Source organism: Amycolatopsis speibonae, from assembly GCF_042647925.1.
Taxonomy (GTDB): Bacteria; Actinomycetota; Actinomycetes; order Mycobacteriales; family Pseudonocardiaceae; genus Amycolatopsis; species Amycolatopsis speibonae.
This window is the reverse complement of the sequence record NZ_JBHRWK010000018.1, coordinates 26,038-42,962: the sequence shown is the minus strand read 5'-3', so window position 1 is coordinate 42,962 and position 16,925 is coordinate 26,038. Positions and strand designations below refer to the sequence as shown.

At 66.6% G+C, this 16,925-nt stretch carries 14 protein-coding genes; 10 read left to right on the top strand and 4 right to left on the bottom strand.

The annotated features are described in order from the left end of the window. The 4 genes from ACFOSH_RS13790 to ACFOSH_RS13775 are packed head-to-tail and all read left to right on the top strand — an operon-like array spanning position 1 to position 5,824. Positions 1-3,033, top strand: a complete 3,033-nt coding sequence (locus ACFOSH_RS13790; protein WP_378239232.1) for a hypothetical protein — start codon at positions 1-3, stop codon at positions 3,031-3,033. Between the two features lie 59 nt (positions 3,034-3,092). Next, a complete protein-coding gene (locus ACFOSH_RS13785; protein WP_378239230.1) occupies positions 3,093-3,620 on the top strand; it encodes a hypothetical protein in 528 nt (175 codons plus the stop codon). 9 nt (positions 3,621-3,629) lie between these two features. Further along, positions 3,630-4,490: a DUF3592 domain-containing protein gene (locus tag ACFOSH_RS13780; RefSeq protein WP_378239229.1), complete on the top strand. Its 861-nt coding sequence runs from the start codon at positions 3,630-3,632 to the stop codon at positions 4,488-4,490. A 20-nt stretch (positions 4,491-4,510) separates the two neighbouring features. Next, positions 4,511-5,824, top strand: a complete 1,314-nt coding sequence (locus tag ACFOSH_RS13775; RefSeq protein WP_378239227.1) for an MFS transporter — start codon at positions 4,511-4,513, stop codon at positions 5,822-5,824. Here ACFOSH_RS13775 and ACFOSH_RS13770 read toward each other — a convergent pair. Next, the gene (locus tag ACFOSH_RS13770; RefSeq protein ID WP_378239226.1) at positions 5,817-6,632 is read right to left on the bottom strand and encodes a hydrolase; all 816 of its coding nucleotides are present in this window, start codon (positions 6,630-6,632) and stop codon (positions 5,817-5,819) included. The genes ACFOSH_RS13775 and ACFOSH_RS13770 overlap by 8 nt on opposite strands. Before the next feature lie 83 nt (positions 6,633-6,715). Further along, a complete protein-coding gene (locus tag ACFOSH_RS13765; protein WP_378239225.1) occupies positions 6,716-7,312 on the bottom strand; it encodes a DUF6801 domain-containing protein in 597 nt (198 codons plus the stop codon). 227 nt (positions 7,313-7,539) lie between these two features. On the opposite strand from ACFOSH_RS13765, the gene ACFOSH_RS13760 reads away from it, so the two are divergent. Continuing rightward, a complete protein-coding gene (locus ACFOSH_RS13760; RefSeq protein WP_378239224.1) occupies positions 7,540-8,343 on the top strand; it encodes an adenylate/guanylate cyclase domain-containing protein in 804 nt (267 codons plus the stop codon). A 47-nt stretch (positions 8,344-8,390) separates the two neighbouring features. Here ACFOSH_RS13760 and ACFOSH_RS13755 read toward each other — a convergent pair whose 3' ends face one another. After that, on the bottom strand, positions 8,391-9,791 hold the full coding sequence (locus tag ACFOSH_RS13755) for a Gfo/Idh/MocA family protein (RefSeq protein ID WP_378239223.1): 1,401 nt from the start codon (positions 9,789-9,791) through the stop codon (positions 8,391-8,393). A gap of 174 nt (positions 9,792-9,965) precedes the next feature. Next, positions 9,966-10,661 (bottom strand): nitroreductase family protein, encoded by a 696-nt coding sequence (locus tag ACFOSH_RS13750; protein WP_378239222.1) that lies wholly within the window; start codon positions 10,659-10,661, stop codon positions 9,966-9,968. A 411-nt stretch (positions 10,662-11,072) separates the two neighbouring features. Here ACFOSH_RS13750 and ACFOSH_RS13745 point away from each other — a divergent pair, with 411 nt between their 5' ends. The 5 genes from ACFOSH_RS13745 (at position 11,073) to ACFOSH_RS13725 (ending at position 16,871) form a co-directional block, all read left to right on the top strand. Beyond that, a complete protein-coding gene (locus ACFOSH_RS13745; RefSeq protein ID WP_378239221.1) occupies positions 11,073-11,792 on the top strand; it encodes a S1 family peptidase in 720 nt (239 codons plus the stop codon). A 600-nt stretch (positions 11,793-12,392) separates the two neighbouring features. Then, the gene (locus tag ACFOSH_RS13740; RefSeq protein ID WP_378239220.1) at positions 12,393-14,294 is read left to right on the top strand and encodes a carbamoyltransferase family protein; all 1,902 of its coding nucleotides are present in this window, start codon (positions 12,393-12,395) and stop codon (positions 14,292-14,294) included. A 32-nt stretch (positions 14,295-14,326) separates the two neighbouring features. Beyond that, positions 14,327-15,172 carry a hypothetical protein gene (locus ACFOSH_RS13735; protein WP_378239219.1) on the top strand — a complete coding sequence of 282 codons (846 nt, stop codon included), beginning with the start codon at positions 14,327-14,329 and terminating at the stop codon, positions 15,170-15,172. A gap of 26 nt (positions 15,173-15,198) precedes the next feature. Further along, on the top strand, positions 15,199-15,936 hold the full coding sequence (locus ACFOSH_RS13730; RefSeq protein WP_378239218.1) for a 2OG-Fe dioxygenase family protein: 738 nt from the start codon (positions 15,199-15,201) through the stop codon (positions 15,934-15,936). A 20-nt stretch (positions 15,937-15,956) separates the two neighbouring features. Beyond that, the gene (locus ACFOSH_RS13725; RefSeq protein WP_378239217.1) at positions 15,957-16,871 is read left to right on the top strand and encodes a dihydrodipicolinate synthase family protein; all 915 of its coding nucleotides are present in this window, start codon (positions 15,957-15,959) and stop codon (positions 16,869-16,871) included. Positions 16,872-16,925: the final 54 nt, after the last annotated feature.

Genomic DNA, 16,925 nt, shown 5'->3' with positions numbered 1-16,925 from the left:
GTGCTCGTCGGCATGCCGCCACCCCAGCACTCGCCGGATCGCCCGCTCCCGCCCGAACTGAGCGCCGCGACCTCGCACGGCTACAACTGTCGTTGTGTCGCAAGGCATTTCGACCTCGATCCGGCTCCGTATGGCGAGGTGCCCGCGTGCTCGCTCTCCGAGAGCAAGTACCGCAAACTGCTCATCGAAGCCGCCAAGGTCCAGGACCAGGCCAAACAGCTCGCCGCGGTGCGGAACGTCGCCGGCGCGCACCGCAAGTACGCCCGGATGCGGGAGATCGCGCAGCGGCTCGACCGGACCGATCTCGACCTCGCCGCTGTCAGTGATCTGGCCACGGTCTGCTATTCCGCGGGCGACCTGCGCAACGCGAGACAGTGCGCCGAGGCCGTACTCCAGGTCTTCAAGGTGAGCACCGCCGCCATCGTCCACTTCGGACAGTACGCCGAGGCGCGGATGATCGAGGGCTCCCGGGAGGTCGCCGATCGCGTGCTGATCTCCTTGGCGACGGAGGAAGGCGACGTCGCCAAGGCGCGTGAGCTGATCGCCGGGCAGCGTCGCCGGGCGGCGTTCCGCAGGGACGCGGGGCCGGACCAGTATCCGCCCGAGCTGCTCGACGTCCACGGTACCGACGAGCTGGAACTGCGGATCCTCGACGTGCGGGTGCAGATCGCCGCCGGAGATCTGGCAGGGGCACGGGTCGCGCTTGAGGAGATCCTGGCGGCTCTGGACGTCCTCGCCGGGATCGACGAGGTCCGCGAGCGGGTCCTCCAGCAGCAGGCCATGGCCAGGGCCGAACGTGCCCGGATCCGCCACGCGGGCGGTGAGGACGCCGACGCGCGGGCCGACCTGCTGAGGCTGAACGCTCAGCACGCGGGCGGCCCACTGGCCGCGAAGACCGGCATCGGGCTGGCGGAGGCCCGCGCCCTGGCGGGTGACTTCCCCGGCGCTGTCGCCGAGATCGTCGCCGCCCGCGACGAACTCGCGGCGGCGGGCCTGACCGGCGACGTCGCGGAGGCGAGCCACGCGCTGGGCACGCTGCTGCTGTACACGGGTGACGTCGCGCAGGCCAGGGACCAGTTCGAGCACGCGAAAACGATCCGGACGGCCAACGGTGACGTTCCGGGCCTGCGCGTCGTCGACACCGCATTGGCCCGCTGCGCCGCGGCGGAAGGCGACTGGGCGACGGCGGAGGACCACGCGACTCGCGCCAGGGAATCGGCGCGGGCGTCGGGGGACTGGTCGGACCACCTGCACACGGATTTCGTGGCGGCCACGATCGGCTTCGCCCGTGGGGAAGACCTGCGGGCGGTGCTGGATCTGCTGCTCCCGTTGACGCTCGCGGCGGCGGAGTACCGGTTCGAGTTCCTCTCGCCACAGGAACGCACGGCCTGGGCGCGTGACATCGCGGCCCCGACGCTGGGGCTGGCGCTGGCGTTGCTGGCCCAGCTGCAAGAGCCAAGGCTGGCGGCCGAACTGATCGAGCGCACCTGCGCGGTCGGGGCGTACACGGGAGTCGAGGGGCCGTCGCTCGACCTGACCGGAACACTGCCGACCCTCGAAGTGCTTCCGTCCACTGAGGATGATCGGCTTCCCTTGGCGGCACTGGGTTCGGTCACGTCGTCGCTTCCGCTCCGGCTGGCCCCGCCGCCCGCCCTGCGCTGGTCGCCGTCCTCGCCCATGGAGCTGGATCGGTGGCACAGCCTCGCCACCGAGCGGTACCGCCTGCCGTGGCTCGCCACCGAAACCGTCGAGACCTGGCCCGCCGCCCGGCCCGGACGTGAGACCTTCCTCCTGCGTTTCGCCGACGCCGGGCACACGTTCCTCACCTGGCGGACCATCGAGGACCTCGACACCGTCCACACCCACCCGATCGACTTCGCCCTGGTCGGGACGGCTCGCGAGTGCCTTGACGCCGCCTCCCCGACACCGCGCGAAGGCGAGAGCGTGGCCGACGCCGTCCGGCGCTCGCTGGGCGAAGACGCCTTCGGCAGCTTCGCCGGTGAACAACGCCTGGCGCGTGTCCTCGCCCTCAACCTTCTGCCCGCGGACCTGGTCGCGCGGCTCCGGCGTGCCGCCGCCGACGGAAACCGCCCGCTCCTGCGGATCCAGCCGTCCCCGAGCCTCGCCGGTGTCCCCTGGGGACTGCTGGCGCTGCCCGACAGGCGGGCCGATCACGTGCTCGAGATCGGCGAGATCGGCACCTGTTTCGACAGCGACGAGCGTGTCCTCGACGTCGCCGACGTCTCGCTGCTCGCCCCGGCCGCGATCCCGCGCCGTCCGTCCTCGGCCGACGGCCCGCCGGTGTACCTGCTCGACCCGCGTATCCCCGGGCAGAGTGCTTTCGGCGAACTGGGTTCCGTGCTGGGCAAACAAGAGGCCACGTCACCGCTGATCCGTCACCTGGACGCGCGGCTCGCCGACGGCCCGGTCCTTCCCGCCGCCGCGCGCGGGCTCGACCTGGTCCGCCGTACCGACACCGACCGCCGCCTGCTCACCGAACTCGTGGCGCGGCCCTGTTCGCGACTGGTGTTCGTGGGACACGTCAGCCGCGTGCGCGACGAGTACGGCGCGCAGACCGCGCTGCACCTGTCCTGTTCGGCCGATCTCCCCGGTACGGCCGCACCGATCGGGACACACCGGCCGTTCACCGCCGCCGACCTCGCACTGTCCGGAGTGGACACCCTGCCCGCGCGGGTGGCGCTGATCGGCTGCGCCAGCGCGGGTGATTTCGGCCTGGCCGAACCGTTCGGTGTGCTGCTCGCCGCCGTCGCGGCCGGGGCGGGCCTGGTCGCCGCCACGGTCTGGGCGCTGCCGACATCGGCCGCCGTGCCCGGTTCGGACCCGATGTCCGAACTGGTCATCGCCGTCGACACCGCGCTCGCCGGTGAAGACCCGGTCGGCGAGCTGTGCGCGTGGCAGCGGACCCGGCTCGCGCGCTGGCGCGAGAAGCCCGAACCGGCGTCCTCACCGGTCTTCTGGGCGCCCCTGACCTGCCTCGACGCGACGGACGACGGGAAAACCTGGGTTCGGTAGCGGCCCGCGGCGCCGAAGCTGTGTCCATCGAGAACGACACAGCGAAAGGCGGCACCCCGATGTTCAAGAAGATCCGCGACAAGATCAACGACGCGACGCAGCAGGGCATGGCCCGGGGTCAGCAGGACTTCCAGCAATACGCCGAGCAGTTCCGGCGGGCCGCCGCCGCGCAGGGGCACGACATCACCCCGCAGCTGCCGACCCCGCAGCTGGCCGCGCAGGCGTTCCGGAACCTCAACGCCGACCCGGACATGGCGGCGTTCCTGGCGCTGCCGATGGACGAGCAGCTGCGTCAGCAGCAGGAACTGCAGGCCTACGGCACCGAACTGCGGCGGCTCTACGACACCTGCGAGCCCGCCACCCTGGTGATCCGCGCGCTGGAGCCGACCGGCCGGAAGATCGCCGGGCAGGCGCAGTACACCGCGACGCTCGAGGTCACCCGCGCCGACGGCACCACCTACCGGACGGTGACCCCGCTGATCACGCCGCTGGCGACGATCCAGCAGTACGCGCCCGGCACCCGGCACGAGGCCCGCGTCGACCCCGCCGACCCGGCGAAGGTCGCCGTGTTCGGCCCGATCGCGTAGGCGGCGGCGATGTTCGGATCCTTCGAGTTCGGCCTGCCGGGCGACCCCCGGCAGGCCCGCCGTCCCGGCCTGCGCCTGTGGTTGCTCGGCGTGCCCACGACGCTCGCCTGGGCGGTCGCGGGCTGGTCGGGCACCCTCGGGCTGCTGGACGGCTTCCGGCTGATGTCGCTGAACCGCGTCGGCGCGTGGGGGGCCGACGCGGGCCCGGCGGTTTCCCTCGTCCTGTTCTTCAGCATCTCGATCACGGTCGCTTCGTCGCTCGGGTTCGCGATGCTCTGGGGCGGCGGGATGTCGCTGAGCGGGATGGGCGTCGGCTTCCGGGCGAGCAGCCTGGCCGCGTCCCTCGGCATCGCGCTGGGCAGTGGCGCCGCGATCCCGTCTTGGACGCCGCCCGAGTCGGTGGGGCAGCGGCTGCCGTTCGCCGGCGGCGCGGCCGAACCGTGGACCGACGTCGACTGGATCGTCTACTACGAACCGTATCTCGTGCCGGCGGTGGCCGGGGTGACGGCGCTGGTCATGATCATGGTGCTGGGGCGGGCGTTCGTCACCAGGGCGGAGAAGGACGACCGCGCGCAGGCGCTGGCCCAGACCGGCCGCCAGGTGGTCGGCCACGTGATCGGTGTCGAGTTCACGAACGTCTGGGTGATGGGGAATCCGCGGTTCACCGTGCAGGTCCGGTTCGCCACGGAAACGGGGGAGCGGACGGTCATCGCGACTATGATCACCTCGCCGTTGCAGGCGCCGGCCCGCGGTTCGACGGTGAAGGTCACCTACGACCCGCACAACCCCGACTCGGTCCAGGTGGATCCCGATCCGGCAGATCGGGCCGCGGGCGGGAACCTCGGTGCCTTCCTGCCACCGCTGTTCTGACCCCCTCTACACTCCCGCGGATGGACGAACAGACGGCAGAGGTGTCCACCGCGCAAGCGGTCCGTAAAGCGATGATCCGGCTGGTCCCGTTCCTCGGGCTGCTCTATCTGCTCAACTATCTCGACCGGGTCAACGTCGGGTTCGCCGCGCTCACCATGAACGCCGATCTCGGCATCAGCTCGGCCGCCTACGGCCTCGGCGCCGGCCTGTTTTTCGTCGGGTACTTCTTCTTCGAGGTGCCCAGCAACGTCATCCTGCACAAGGTCGGCGCCCGGATCTGGATCGCGCGGATCATGGTCACCTGGGGCATCGTCGCCTCGGCCACCGCGTTCATCCAGGGCGAGGTCAGCTTCTACATCGTCCGGGTGCTGCTCGGTATCGCCGAGGCCGGGTTCTTCCCCGGCATCATCCTGTACCTGACCTACTGGTTCCCGAGGAAGGTGCGGGCCAAGATCGTCGCGCTGTTCTTCCTCGCGGTGCCGCTGTCGTCAGTGCTCGGCAGTCCGATCTCCGCCCTGCTCATCCAAAACGGGGGCGGGGTCCTCGGCTTCGATTCGGGCTGGCGCTTCATGTTCTTCGCCGAAGGCCTGCCTTCGATCCTGCTCGGCGTGGTGGTGCTCTTCCTGCTGCCGAACCGCCCGAAGGACGCGAAGTGGCTGACACCGGAACAGAGCACGGCGTTGCAGTCGACGCTCGACACGGAGGACACCCGCGAGGTCGGCCAAGAGGTGAGCACCCGATCGGCGCTGACCGATCCGCGCGTGCTCGCGCTGAGCGCCGTCTACTTCGGAATCATCTTCGGCCTCTACGTCCTGGCGTTCTTCCTCCCGCAGGTGATCAAGGGCTTCCAGCAGCAGTTCCAGACCACCTACAGCATCGTCGAGATCGGGCTCATCACGGCGGTTCCCTACGCGATCGCCGCCGTCGCCATGGTGCTGTGGGCCCGGCATTCGGACCGCACCGGCGAACGAGCCGGGCATGTCGCCATCGCCGCGTTCGTCGGCGCGGTCTCGATCGCGGCCGCGTTGTACCTGGGCTCGCCGTTCCTGGTGATGGCCGCGGTGACCCTTTGCGCTGTCGGCGTATTCACCGCGGTCCCGGTGTTCTGGCAGCTGCCGAACGCGTTCCTCACCGGGGTCGGCGCCGCCGCCGGGATCGGCCTGATCAACTCGTTCGGCAACCTGTCGGGTTTCGTGGGCCCCTATCTCGTCGGCTGGCTGCAGGGGCTGACCGGCAGCTTCCGCCCCGGGATGTGGTCCGTGGCGTTCTTCATGGCGATGGCGGGGGTCATCGCGTTGTTCTTCCGCCGCAAGGAGAAGAACGCCGTCAAGTGAGGTGGTCGAAGTCGCCGCTGACCCACCGGATGTGGGTCTCGGCGCTTCGGCGTACCACCGCGCGTGCGTCCTGGTCGATGGTGTCGCCGCCGAGGGTGTAGAGCCGGTCGTAGGTGAAGTCGTCGAGCCGGTCGACGATGCGACGGACCACGGCCGCGGACATCGGGATGTGCTTGGGGAAGCTGCGCTGGAACGACACCCAGTCCGGCGCGAGCCCGCCGGTGATCGTGTCGCCCGCGAGGACGCTGCCGTCCGGCGTCCTCGCCACGGCGCTGCCGCGCATATGCCCGCCGAGCCGGACGAGGTCGAGGCCCGGCAAGGGTTCGGCGTGCTCGTCCCAGAACTCGAACGCCGGATCGGGCGCGGGAAGCCACTCGCGGTTGCGCTCGTTGACCAGCACCGGGATCCCGCCCAGCGCACGGCTCCAGCTGAGCTGGGCGCCGAACATGTGCGGATGACTGGTGGCGATCGCGACGACGTCGCCGAGACCGCGCACGACGTCGAGCACTTCGGCGTCCAACCAGGACGGCGGGTCCCACAGCAGGGTGCCGGCGGGCGTCACCGCGAGGAACGACCAGTGCCCGATCGCGAAATGCGGCTCCCGTTTGATGCTGTGCAGGCCGCGTCCGTGCTCACGGTGCAAGGTCTTGTGCGGCGCGGCGATCAGTTCCTCGTGTGTCCACCAGTGCCCGGTGTGCGCGCCGAGGTCTCCGGCTTCCTCGATGCCGACTTCGCCGCGGTCGAGAACGCAGCGGGGTGACTCCGGGCTTGCCGGGTGTTCGATACCGCATCTGTCGCAGATCCACATGATCGGCAGCCTGCAACCTCCACCACGCTGGAGGTCAAGACGCGTCTTCCCCCGGCTCGGGCGAGCCGGGGGAAGACGGATGGTCAGCTGACGGTCGTCTTGCCGAGAACGGCGTCCTGGTCGGGCGGGTCGAGCGTGAGCTGCACGTCGAACTCGCCGAGCGAGCTGTCGGTGATGATGTGTGAGGTCGCCGCGGCGTCCACGCTGCTGGTCGCCTCGCCGGCGGGGGTCCCGGCAGGGATGGTGAAGTCGACCTTCCCCGAAGCGGTGAACTTCAGCGACCCTTCGGCGGGCACCTCGGTGTCCGGGATCGGCAGCTCGATGGGGATCGCCACCTTCTGCTCGCCGAGGGCGACGTTCACCTTCGAGCTGATCGTGCCGGAGAGCTTCTTGGCGCCGACCAGCCGGAGTCCGTCGCCGGCGGCCTGGCCGGAATCGACGTCGAGGGTGAACGGCACCGAAATCGGCGTGCCTGCCTGTGCGGTCGCCGGGATTTCCGCCTTCACGACCACCGCCACCTGCTGGTCGCCGATGATGGGGAAGCCGCCCTTGTACGTGAGATTCTTTTCGACGGCGGCCGCGGTTCCCGCCGCGGTGAGCATCACGGTTCCGGCGACCGCGGCCGCGATCCCGGCGGCGCAGAACCGGCGAACACCCTTTCGCACCAGGGTTTCCGTCATGTCAGGTCCTTTCGTCGTTGAATGGGCTCGATGCCGAATCTAGGTGGAAAGTCACCAACGAGGAAAGGGAAAGAGTTCTCGCGTTTTCTTTACGCGTTGATCTTGTCATCCGTATGCGGAATTGCTTCTTCGTCAATTGTCATGGGAAGGCGGAAAGGGGAAACGCGGTCCGCTTTCTTGTCACACCGGTGACAGGTGCTTCGGGCGCGGGGTGACCGGCTAGGGTCTTGATCGTGACCGAACGACCCGAGCCGTGGCACCTCCGGACCCGCAGGTTCCTGCGCGCGACGGACCAGCGTGGCGAACTGGTGCGCGGCGCGCGGTTCCTCCGCAGGCTCGTCCCGGGGGAGGGGGTGCCCGGAGATCCGCTCGCGCCGTCGACGGGCCGTTCGTCCGACAGGCTCGCCCGGCTGCTCACCGCGGCCGGCGCCGACAGGCCCAGCGCCAGCCGTGAGCTGGGACTGGCCGCGGTCCAGGCCTGGCAGGCCGTCCGCCGGAACGGCAAACAGCCGTCGGCCGCGAACGGCATCACGGTGCTCTTCACCGACCTCGTCGGCTTCTCGACCTGGGCGCTGGAGGCCGGTGACGACCGCGTGCTGGAGTTGCTGCGCTCGGTCTCCGAGGTGACCGAGTCGATCGTCACCGGGCATCGCGGCAGCGTCGTCAAGGGACTCGGCGACGGCGTGATGGCCGTGTTCGCCGATCCGGACGAGGCGGTGAACGCCGCTTACGAGACCTGTTCCGCGGTGAGCGTGATCAAGGCCGAGGGCTACCTCCCGCATCTGCGCGCGGGGCTTCATCGAGGGAACCCGCAGCGGGTCGGCAACGACTATCTCGGCGTCGACGTGAACATCGCGGCCAGGATCATGGCCGCCGCGGACGGTGACGAGGTGCTGGCCAGCGCCAGCGTCGTCGAAGAACTCGACCAGGACGCCTTCACCGTGCGGCCGCGCCGGAGCTTCCGGGCCAAGGGCACGCCGAAGGATCTCCGGGTGTTCCAGGTCGTTCCCCGCTACACGGCCGACGGCTGACTGTCCTCCTCGGGCTGGTCAGCCGCCGCCGTCACATCCCCCGCGGGTCAGGCGCCGGGCATCTCCGAAGGCTGCGAGTCGAGGCCCGCCCGGGGCTTCGACCAGCCGCCGCGCGTGAAGTCCGGCATCGCGACCGGTTTCCCGCCGCGCGCCAGCGAGACCACGCTCAACGGCACAGGGGAACACCAGGCCGCGGAGTCGTAGACGTCGATGTCCGGGACCAGCCCGGCGCGCATCTGCTGCACGATCCGCCACTGCAGCACGTAGTCCATGCCGCCGTGACCGCCGAGGTTCGGGTCGTCCTTGAGCTTCTTCCACAGCCAGTGGTCGTGGCGCTCGCGGTACGGCTTGAAGTCCTTCCACGCGTGGCCGGTGTGATCCGGCTCGACGTAGATCCGCTCGGGGTAGTCCTCCACGATGCCGCGGCTGCCCGCGAGGCTGTTGATGCGGCTGTACGGGCGCGGCGAGCTGACGTCGTGCTCCGCGCGGATGACCCGGCCCTGCTCGGTCTCGATCAGGCAGCTGACCAGGTCGCCGTTGATGTAGGTCTCTTTCCACGACGGGTGACCCGGCGCCATGTGCCGCTTCCGGTAGTCGGCGAGCCCCTTCGGCTCGGTCGCCGTGGCGCGCAGCGTGGCGAACCGGTCGCCGCGGTTGACGTCCATGCAGGCCGCGATCGGGGCGAGACCGTGCATCGGGTAGAAACTCGCGGTGCTGCGGGTGTGCCACTTGCGGCGCCACGCGTCGGTGTAGTACGTGTCGGAGAACAGTAGTTCGCGCAGGTCGTGCAGGTAGCCACCGTGCCCGTTGGTGACCTCGCCGAAGACGCCTTCGTGCGCCATCTTGAGGATCGCGAGTTCGTTGCGGCCGTAGCTGCAGTTCTCGGCGAGGAACAGGTGCTTGCGGGTCTGCTCGCTGGCGTTGACGAGGTCCCACAGCTGGTCGAGCTCGGTGGCGATGGGCAGTTCGATGCCGACGTGCTTGCCGGACAGCAGCGCGGCCTTGCCCTGCGGGTAGTGGAACTCCCACGGGGTGGCGATGTAGACGAGGTCGATGTCGTCTCGGGACAGCATCTTCTTGTAGGCGTCGGCGGATCCGCCGTACTCTGCCGGACGCGGACGCCCGTCGGCGGCGAGCTTGTCCGCGGCGGCCTTCGCGCGCTCGGCGCGGATGTCGCAGACCGCGGTGACCACGGAGCCCGGCACGGCGCTCCACCCGCCGATCATGGACATACCGCGGTTGCCGAGGCCGATCATCGCGACGCGGACGGTCTGGTGCCGCTCGAACGGCACCCCGATCATGCTGCGCTGACCAGGACGGCGGGGCGCGCTTTCCGCTCCGGTGGCCTCTTCCGCGGCGGTGGCGCTCGTCGGGATCGCGGCGAGCGCCCCGGCGGCGAGCGCGCCACCGAACAGGGTCCGCCGGGAGACAGAGGGCAGGTCGGCCATGAAGAACACTCCTTCGTGTCGCCTTCGGTTGCCCGACTGTGTCCAATCTCCGCCGGATATGTCAAGAGATGCGTCAAAGTGAGCACTAAACTGCACTTATGCGCAGTTTGACTGCTTGTATGCAGGCGCTTCGCGCAACCCGGGTGCGCGTACACACCCGGGTCGCGCTCGGCATCAGCGGCGGATCAGCACCTGGTCGATCGACTTGCGCACCAGGTTCGGCACCACACAGTCGTCCGCCGGATAGCCGACCGGGATGACGGCGAACGCCTTCTCGTTCTGGGGCCGCTCGAGCAGTTCGCCGAGGAACCGCATCGGCGACGGCGTATGCGTCAACGCGGCCAGTCCGGACAGATGCAACGCCGTGATCAGCATCCCGACCGCGATGCCCACCGACTCGTCGACGTAGTAGTGCTTGTGCTTGGTGCCGTCCTCGTCGAGGAAGTAGCGCTGCTGGAAGACGACGATGAGGTAGGGAGCGTCGGTGAGGTGGGTCTTGACGGCGTCGGTGCCCAGCGGGCGCAAGGCGGACAACCATTCCTCGCCGAGCCTGCCCTCGTAGGAAACGCGTTCCTCTTCTTCGGCGGCCTCGCGGATCCGCTGTTTGGTCGCGTCGTCCTTGATGAGCACGAAGGTCCACGGCTGCTGATGCGCGCCGCTGGGCGCGGTGGAGGCCACCGCGATGGCGTCGACGAGCACCTGCTCGGGTACCTGGTCGGTCGAGAACATCCGCACCGTGCGGCGGGTGTCCATGCGGCTGCGCAGATCGGCGGCGGTGGCCAGCGATTCATCCTCGGACATGCGGGCCGGGCGGTAGGGCACCGGCTCGAAGGGGTCGCCGTAGGTCGGGGTCCACTGTGCTGTGGTCATGATGGTCATTCTGGGGTGACCCTGGCCTGGTTCGAAACCCCTCAGGCGCAGGCGAGTTCAGGTTATCGAGGGCCGGTGCGGGTGGTCGTGAGTGGTAAGTCGCGTTAGAACGACACTTGCCACTCACGACCACCCGCACCGACCCGCCACCTCACCCCTCAATATGTCCTTGGCGTTATGCCACCATTCGTCTCAAATGGACGGACGCCGATCGGGCCATTCGGCTTGAGCCGACATCGACGGCATGGTCCGGATACCTGGAGCAAACACCTGACGGTGGCCGAAACGGAAAGATAGGTACCTTCTGCACGACTTTCGTCGGTGTCCGATTTCGCTTGCCGCGTCACAGAATCAGGCCATCCTGCCCTCGGTACGCGGCCGTGTCCCTCGCCGCAGAAATGAGTCGGAACCATGCGACTGCGCTCCTTCGCTCTGATCGCCGGCACCGCCTTCGCGGCGCTGCTCGGCGTGACCGCCCCCGTGGCGTCGGCCACGGAACCGTCCTCCGATGTCCAGCCGATGATCATCGGCGGCCAGAACGCGTCGAGTGGCCCGTGGGCCGCCAGACTCTTCGCCAACGGCCGGCAAACGTGTACCTCGACGATCATCGCGCCGCAGTACATCCTGACCGCGAAGCACTGTGTCGCCGGCGGTGGCACGTTCACCTTCCGGATCGGCAGCCTCGACCAGCAGACCGGCGGCACCATGGCCACCGGCTCGACCGTGACCCGCCACGCGAGCGCGGACCTCGCGATCGTGAAGCTGACCACCTCGGTCAACGCCACCTACTCGCCGCTGGGCACCACCGCCAGCGTCTCGAACGGGCAGACCGTGCAGGTCTACGGCTGGGGCGCCACCAGCCAGTGCGGCTCGGAGATCAACTGCCAGTCGCGGTACCTGAAGGTCGCGAACGTCCGGGTCACGTCGGTGTCCTGCCGTGACTACAACGGTGGTGTCGCGGTGTGCGCGAGCCGCGGCGACGGCATCACCGCCGGTGGGGACTCGGGTGGCCCGATGTTCGCTTCTGGCAAGCAGGTCGGCGTCGCGTCGACGAGTGACCGGCAGACGACCACGGCGTACACGAACATCACGCGGTACCGGCCCTGGATCCAGCAGGTGGCCGGCGTCTGATCGCTTGTTCGTAGCGGTGCCCTCCTCGGCGCTTGCCGGGGAGGGCACCGTGCTGTGTTTGGTTCATGGTGTAATGGCAGTCGGCCATTTGCGGTCCGAAACTTGGCGTGTTTTGTAAGTCGCTTTCGTCTATCCGACTGCCGCGGGCGAACAGTCCTAACGTCATCTCGGTCTCGATGGTATCGCAGGCGACCTCGATAAGGGGCGATCATCATTGATGACGAAATCTGCCGCCTGCAGATAGTATTCCCCAGGTAATCGGCGGCGCGGTGAGCGTTTTTCGGCTATTTCGTATCGGTGTCGATCTAACTCGGCTCCGCGGGCTCGAAGTGTTACTGCCTTCCGTCTCCGCAAGTCCCCCGAGAGGGGCTCGCTGTGACTGAGAGTAGTGGCGCGTTGGTCCGCTCAGTCTGCATCATTTGGTGATTGCTGCCACGAGTCGTCATATCTGCCATCATGATGCTCCGGAGGACGGAGGGGCACATGCTTATCTTGGGCTGGCACGGCGGAATAAGTCGCGAATGGCAGGACATGAGGCCTGGGTGGTCAACCCACGATGGTGCGGCGGTTCTGCTCAGGGATGACAATATTGTCGCAGCGGTGGAAGAAGAGCGACTCAATCGAGTCAAGCATTCGAACTTCTTTCCCGCCTTGGCGATCCGTCGCTGCCTTGAACTGGGCCAGGTCGACATATGCGAAGTCGATATGGTCGCCATGAACTTCTCCGAGAGGACGCGTGACATATTTCCTGCGGACGCGGGCCTGCCGTCTGTTAACCTGTTCCTCGATGATCCGTCATTGCGTGGAATGAGCGTTCGCAAATATCTTGATATTCTGTTCACGCGGGAATTCGAAACGACGATATCGGATCGCTCGTTCTTTTGTAACCACCATGTCGCCCACTTGTGGAGCGCTTGGGGTGTGTCGGATTTCCCTGAAAGCCTTCTGGTGTCGTTCGATGGAGCAGGCGATGCCCTCTCGGGCATGATCGGCCACGGCTGCGGCGAGAGTGTGACGGTACTTCGTGAGCTTCCAGTAGCCCAATCGCTAGGGAACATGTACTCCGACAGTATTCGATTTCTTGGCTATCGGCGCTTCGATGAGTACAAAGCGATGGGGCTGGCTCCCTACGGGGACATCGACCGCTTCAGGCCCCTGTTCAGCAACTTCTTTCGGTTGCTGCCGAACGGGGGCTATCACCTCACCGACCGCAGGGAACGATGGGGGCTGATACACGACGCGGGCCTGCTCGCCGGGGCCAGGCGCGCGGCACAGCCGTTCGAACAGATTCATCGCGACTTCGCGGCGGCGCTGCAGTGGTCCCTCGAGTCGATCGTTCTCCATGTTCTCCGGTACTTCGCCGAGGCGACCGGCCTTCGTGCTCTGTGCTACGCCGGAGGCGTGGCGCACAACTGCGCGCTGAACGGTCGGCTCCTCTACGAGGGGATCTTTGACGACGTGCTGATTCAGCCTGCTGCACATGACGCCGGCGGTGCACTCGGGGCGGCGCTGTGTGCGGCGCGGCGCGATGGCGTCGCGCGCAAGGTGCGGATGTCGGACCTCTTCCTCGGTGGCGACCTCCCGGAACCGGCGACGATAAAGACAGAGCTGGAATCCTGGGGTAGAGGGGTGAGCGTGGAGCGGCTGGATGATGCGCCGGCCAAGGCGGCGGAGCTCCTTGCTGATGGCGAGGTCATCGGCTGGGTCCAGGGGCGGGCTGAATTCGGCCCGAGGGCGCTGGGGCACCGCAGCATTCTGGCCGATCCGCGGCCGGTCGGGAATAGGACTCGCATCAACGAGATGGTGAAGATGCGCGAGTCGTACCGACCGTTCGCGCCGTCGATCTTGGCGGAACGTCTCGCTGATGTGGTCGAGGTACCGCCGACGCGAGCCGACTTCTCCTTCATGACGTTCGCGTTACGTGTGTGCGACAGCGCGCGAGAAGAGTTGGGCGCTGTCACGCACGTGGACGCTTCCGCCCGTATTCAGACGGTTTCTCGGGACGTCGACCCTCGCTACTGGCAGCTGGTCGCCGAGTTCGAGCGACTGACAGGCGTGCCGGCGGTGCTCAACACGTCCTTCAACAGCAACGCCGAGCCGATAGTCGACTCGATCGCAGACGTGATGGCTTGCTACCTGACGACTGGCATCGACGCCGTGATCGTCGGCGATTTCCTCGTTCGAAAACACAGTGGTCTCGACCTCGAGGATCTGCTGGCTGTCCTCCGCATGTACGTCCCGGCCAGTAGAAAGCTCGTCGTCGGCGGTGGCGAGGATGGCCGCCAACGGTTCGCGGTGGACTCCACTGCCAGCCGGCATTTCGTCGCCAAGCGTTTGGACATCTCCCAGGACCTGCATGCGGTGTTGCTCAAGGCAGACGGTACCGCCACACTCGGCGAACTGCTCAAGGCATGTCAGGTCGAGGACGAGGAACGCCGGGCAGCTGTCGTGCGAAGTGCCGTCGATCTGTGGCACCGTCGTGCGATCGGGTTCCGTCCGTAACGACCGAGGAAGGCGACGAACCGAGAGTGTCGATGTCCAAGAACTACACGATGGCGCTGATCAGCGCCCTGGTCACTGCCGTGCTGGGGATCATCGGAGACCAAGTCCTCAAGCTTGATTCCGCCAACACCTTCCTGGTGCTGGCGACGGGCACTGTGGTGTCGGTAGCGCTGGGGCTCATCGAGCACCGACTCAAGAGTGATCAACGAGCGTTGAGAACAGCCATCACGTCGGAGATGGGTGAGAAGCTCGCGCTGTTCCGAATGCTCGACAGCATCGATGACGAGGACCTGCGCTCCGAGATACTCACGCTGGCCAGACGTCTGAGCGCGGGGGAGGTCCCCTCGCATATCGCGGCAATCAGGACACCGGTGCTGTACGAGCGTGCCAAGAGGTCGATTTATGCTTCGAATGTCGGCCTGACGAGGGCGAGGCTGTACCGATGGGACCAGCTGGCCAGATTCCGGCGCATTGTGGAAGTCAGCGCACGGCGCTCAAAAGAAGGTGTGGAACTTACCCGCACCTTCTTTCTGTCACGTCAAGAGTTCCTCACCTCGGACGGCCACTGGGACGAGCGGTGCTACCGCATCCTGTCCGCGCAGGCCGATGCAGGAATAGAGGTCCGTATCGTGTGGGTGGAAGACTTAGAGCTCGACAATTTGCCTCCGCATCGCAAGCTTGTTCGAGACCTTACGATCTTTGACGGCAGTGAGGCAGTGGACACGACAGGAGTGCAGGTCATTTATCGGTATCCTTCCGAGAGACTTCGAGACTTCCTGGACATACAAAAGGAACAACTTAAGTACTCAGATTCCTTTGACTTCTACAAGGGTGTCAAGTTGGCGAATGAAGCTGATTTCGCAACTCCGAAAGGGTAACGACAGGTCACGATCAGGAGGATCGGTTGTCCAGGACATGGGACGGGCTGCTCTCCGTTGCCGACACGCTGACGAGGGTTGGCGCCGCCTATATTCCAGGTCACCTCATGCGCTCGACGCTTCCAGTTCACTCCATCGAGCGACTCATGGCGCATTGGGACGACCTGGTCATGGATGTCTATCTTCCGCAACAGGCAACGTATCGCACGAGGCGATACGGTCGGCTTCTCGCGCGCTACAAGGCTGACCGCACATATTCCTTCGAAGCGCTGCCGCACAACGAGTTCCAACAGTCGGCCGAGGTTGTTCCCTTGTACGGGGGACGTACGCGGACCTTCGCACCGATAGCTGCCAGTATTCTGCTCTCCGAGCCGTTGCTTGCGCTGGTCCGAGCTGATCTCGGGGTCATCGCCGCGGTGGAAAGCGGCACGCGCACGTTCTACGTCGGGCTGCACATGGTGCGAATCGCTGCTCCGCGCGGTGAAGCGCGACCGCCTGTTCCGGAAGGTCGGCACTGCGACGGGCATCACTACGTCGCGATGCACCTCGTTGCGCGACGACAATGCTCGGGCGGAGAATCCCTCATATACCTCCCTGGGGCTGACAGTCCTTTCTTGCGAGAAAAGCTTATGGCGGAATTGGATACCCTGATCGTGGACGACCGGCGTGTTGAGCATGAGGTTACGCCTATCCGCGCAATAGGCTCCGGCGGACTACGAGACATGCTGCTCGTCGACTTCGATAGTTTCAGTGATCTCAAATAGGCAGGAAGCGGGTGTAAACTGTGGCAGATACGGTAGCGCAGCTGGACGTGAGGGGTGTCTACAATATTCTCGCGACACCGTTCACGGAAATTGGTGACGTAGATGTGGCCAGCATCAGAAGTCTTGTCGAAGGTGTGTTGGCGAGCGGCGTGGACGGCCTGACCGTTCTGGGCGTTGCTGGCGAAGCGCACAAACTGACCGTCGAGGAGAGGTCGCTCGTTGCCGAGGAGGTTATCAAGGTAACGAACGGCCGGGTGCCAGTGATCGTTGGTGCAAGCTACAACGATCTCTCGGTGGCCGTTACCGCGATACGGGACGCCGCGAACGGCGGCGCCGCCGGGGTGATGGTCGCTCCGCCGAAGGGGTCAACGGCAGGGTCGGAGTTGACCGAGTATTACCGTCGGATCGCCGACGACGGTGGTCTCCCGATCGTGCTGCAGGACTATCCGGCGGCGACAGGTGTCTCGTTGACACCCGAGGAAATGGCCGATCTGTTAGCTGCCGTTCCCCAGATCACGACGATCAAGTTGGAGAGTCTCCCCACCCCAGTGCGCATTGCGAAGACACTCGGACTGGTCCCGCAGGGAACCGCGATCGTCGGTGGGATGGGCGGGATGTACTTACTCGATGAGTTGCGTCATGGTGCCGCTGGCACCATGACCGGGTTCTCCTATTCGGAGGCACTTCGAGACATTTACGGGGCATGGCGAGACGGAAACGTCGATGTTGCGAAATCGACCTATGCCAAGTACCTGCGGCTCCTGGTTTTCGAAGGCCAAGTCGGCGTCGGGCTTGCGATCCGCAAGGAGTTGCTGCGCCGTCGTGGCTTCATCGCGCACGCGGGCCTTCGGTCACCCGGCGACCAACTGGACGACCTCACAGCAGCTGACCTCACCGAACTGCTGGCTGATCTGGGACTGAGCCCGAACGGCTGAGCTGTAATCGAGGCTGTCACAGCCGTTCGGATCGCTCATCTTTGCCGCAAGGCT

Coding starts and splice junctions, on each gene's coding strand:
- ACFOSH_RS13785 (WP_378239230.1), top strand. CDS start 3,093: ATGTTCAAGAAGATCCGCGACAAGATCAACGACGCGACGCAGCAGGGC.
- ACFOSH_RS13780 (WP_378239229.1), top strand. CDS start 3,630: ATGTTCGGATCCTTCGAGTTCGGCCTGCCGGGCGACCCCCGGCAGGCC.
- ACFOSH_RS13775 (WP_378239227.1), top strand. CDS start 4,511: ATGGACGAACAGACGGCAGAGGTGTCCACCGCGCAAGCGGTCCGTAAA.
- ACFOSH_RS13770 (WP_378239226.1), bottom strand. CDS start 6,632: ATGTGGATCTGCGACAGATGCGGTATCGAACACCCGGCAAGCCCGGAG.
- ACFOSH_RS13765 (WP_378239225.1), bottom strand. CDS start 7,312: ATGACGGAAACCCTGGTGCGAAAGGGTGTTCGCCGGTTCTGCGCCGCC.
- ACFOSH_RS13755 (WP_378239223.1), bottom strand. CDS start 9,791: ATGGCCGACCTGCCCTCTGTCTCCCGGCGGACCCTGTTCGGTGGCGCG.
- ACFOSH_RS13750 (WP_378239222.1), bottom strand. CDS start 10,661: ATGACCACAGCACAGTGGACCCCGACCTACGGCGACCCCTTCGAGCCG.
- ACFOSH_RS13745 (WP_378239221.1), top strand. CDS start 11,073: ATGCGACTGCGCTCCTTCGCTCTGATCGCCGGCACCGCCTTCGCGGCG.
- ACFOSH_RS13735 (WP_378239219.1), top strand. CDS start 14,327: ATGTCCAAGAACTACACGATGGCGCTGATCAGCGCCCTGGTCACTGCC.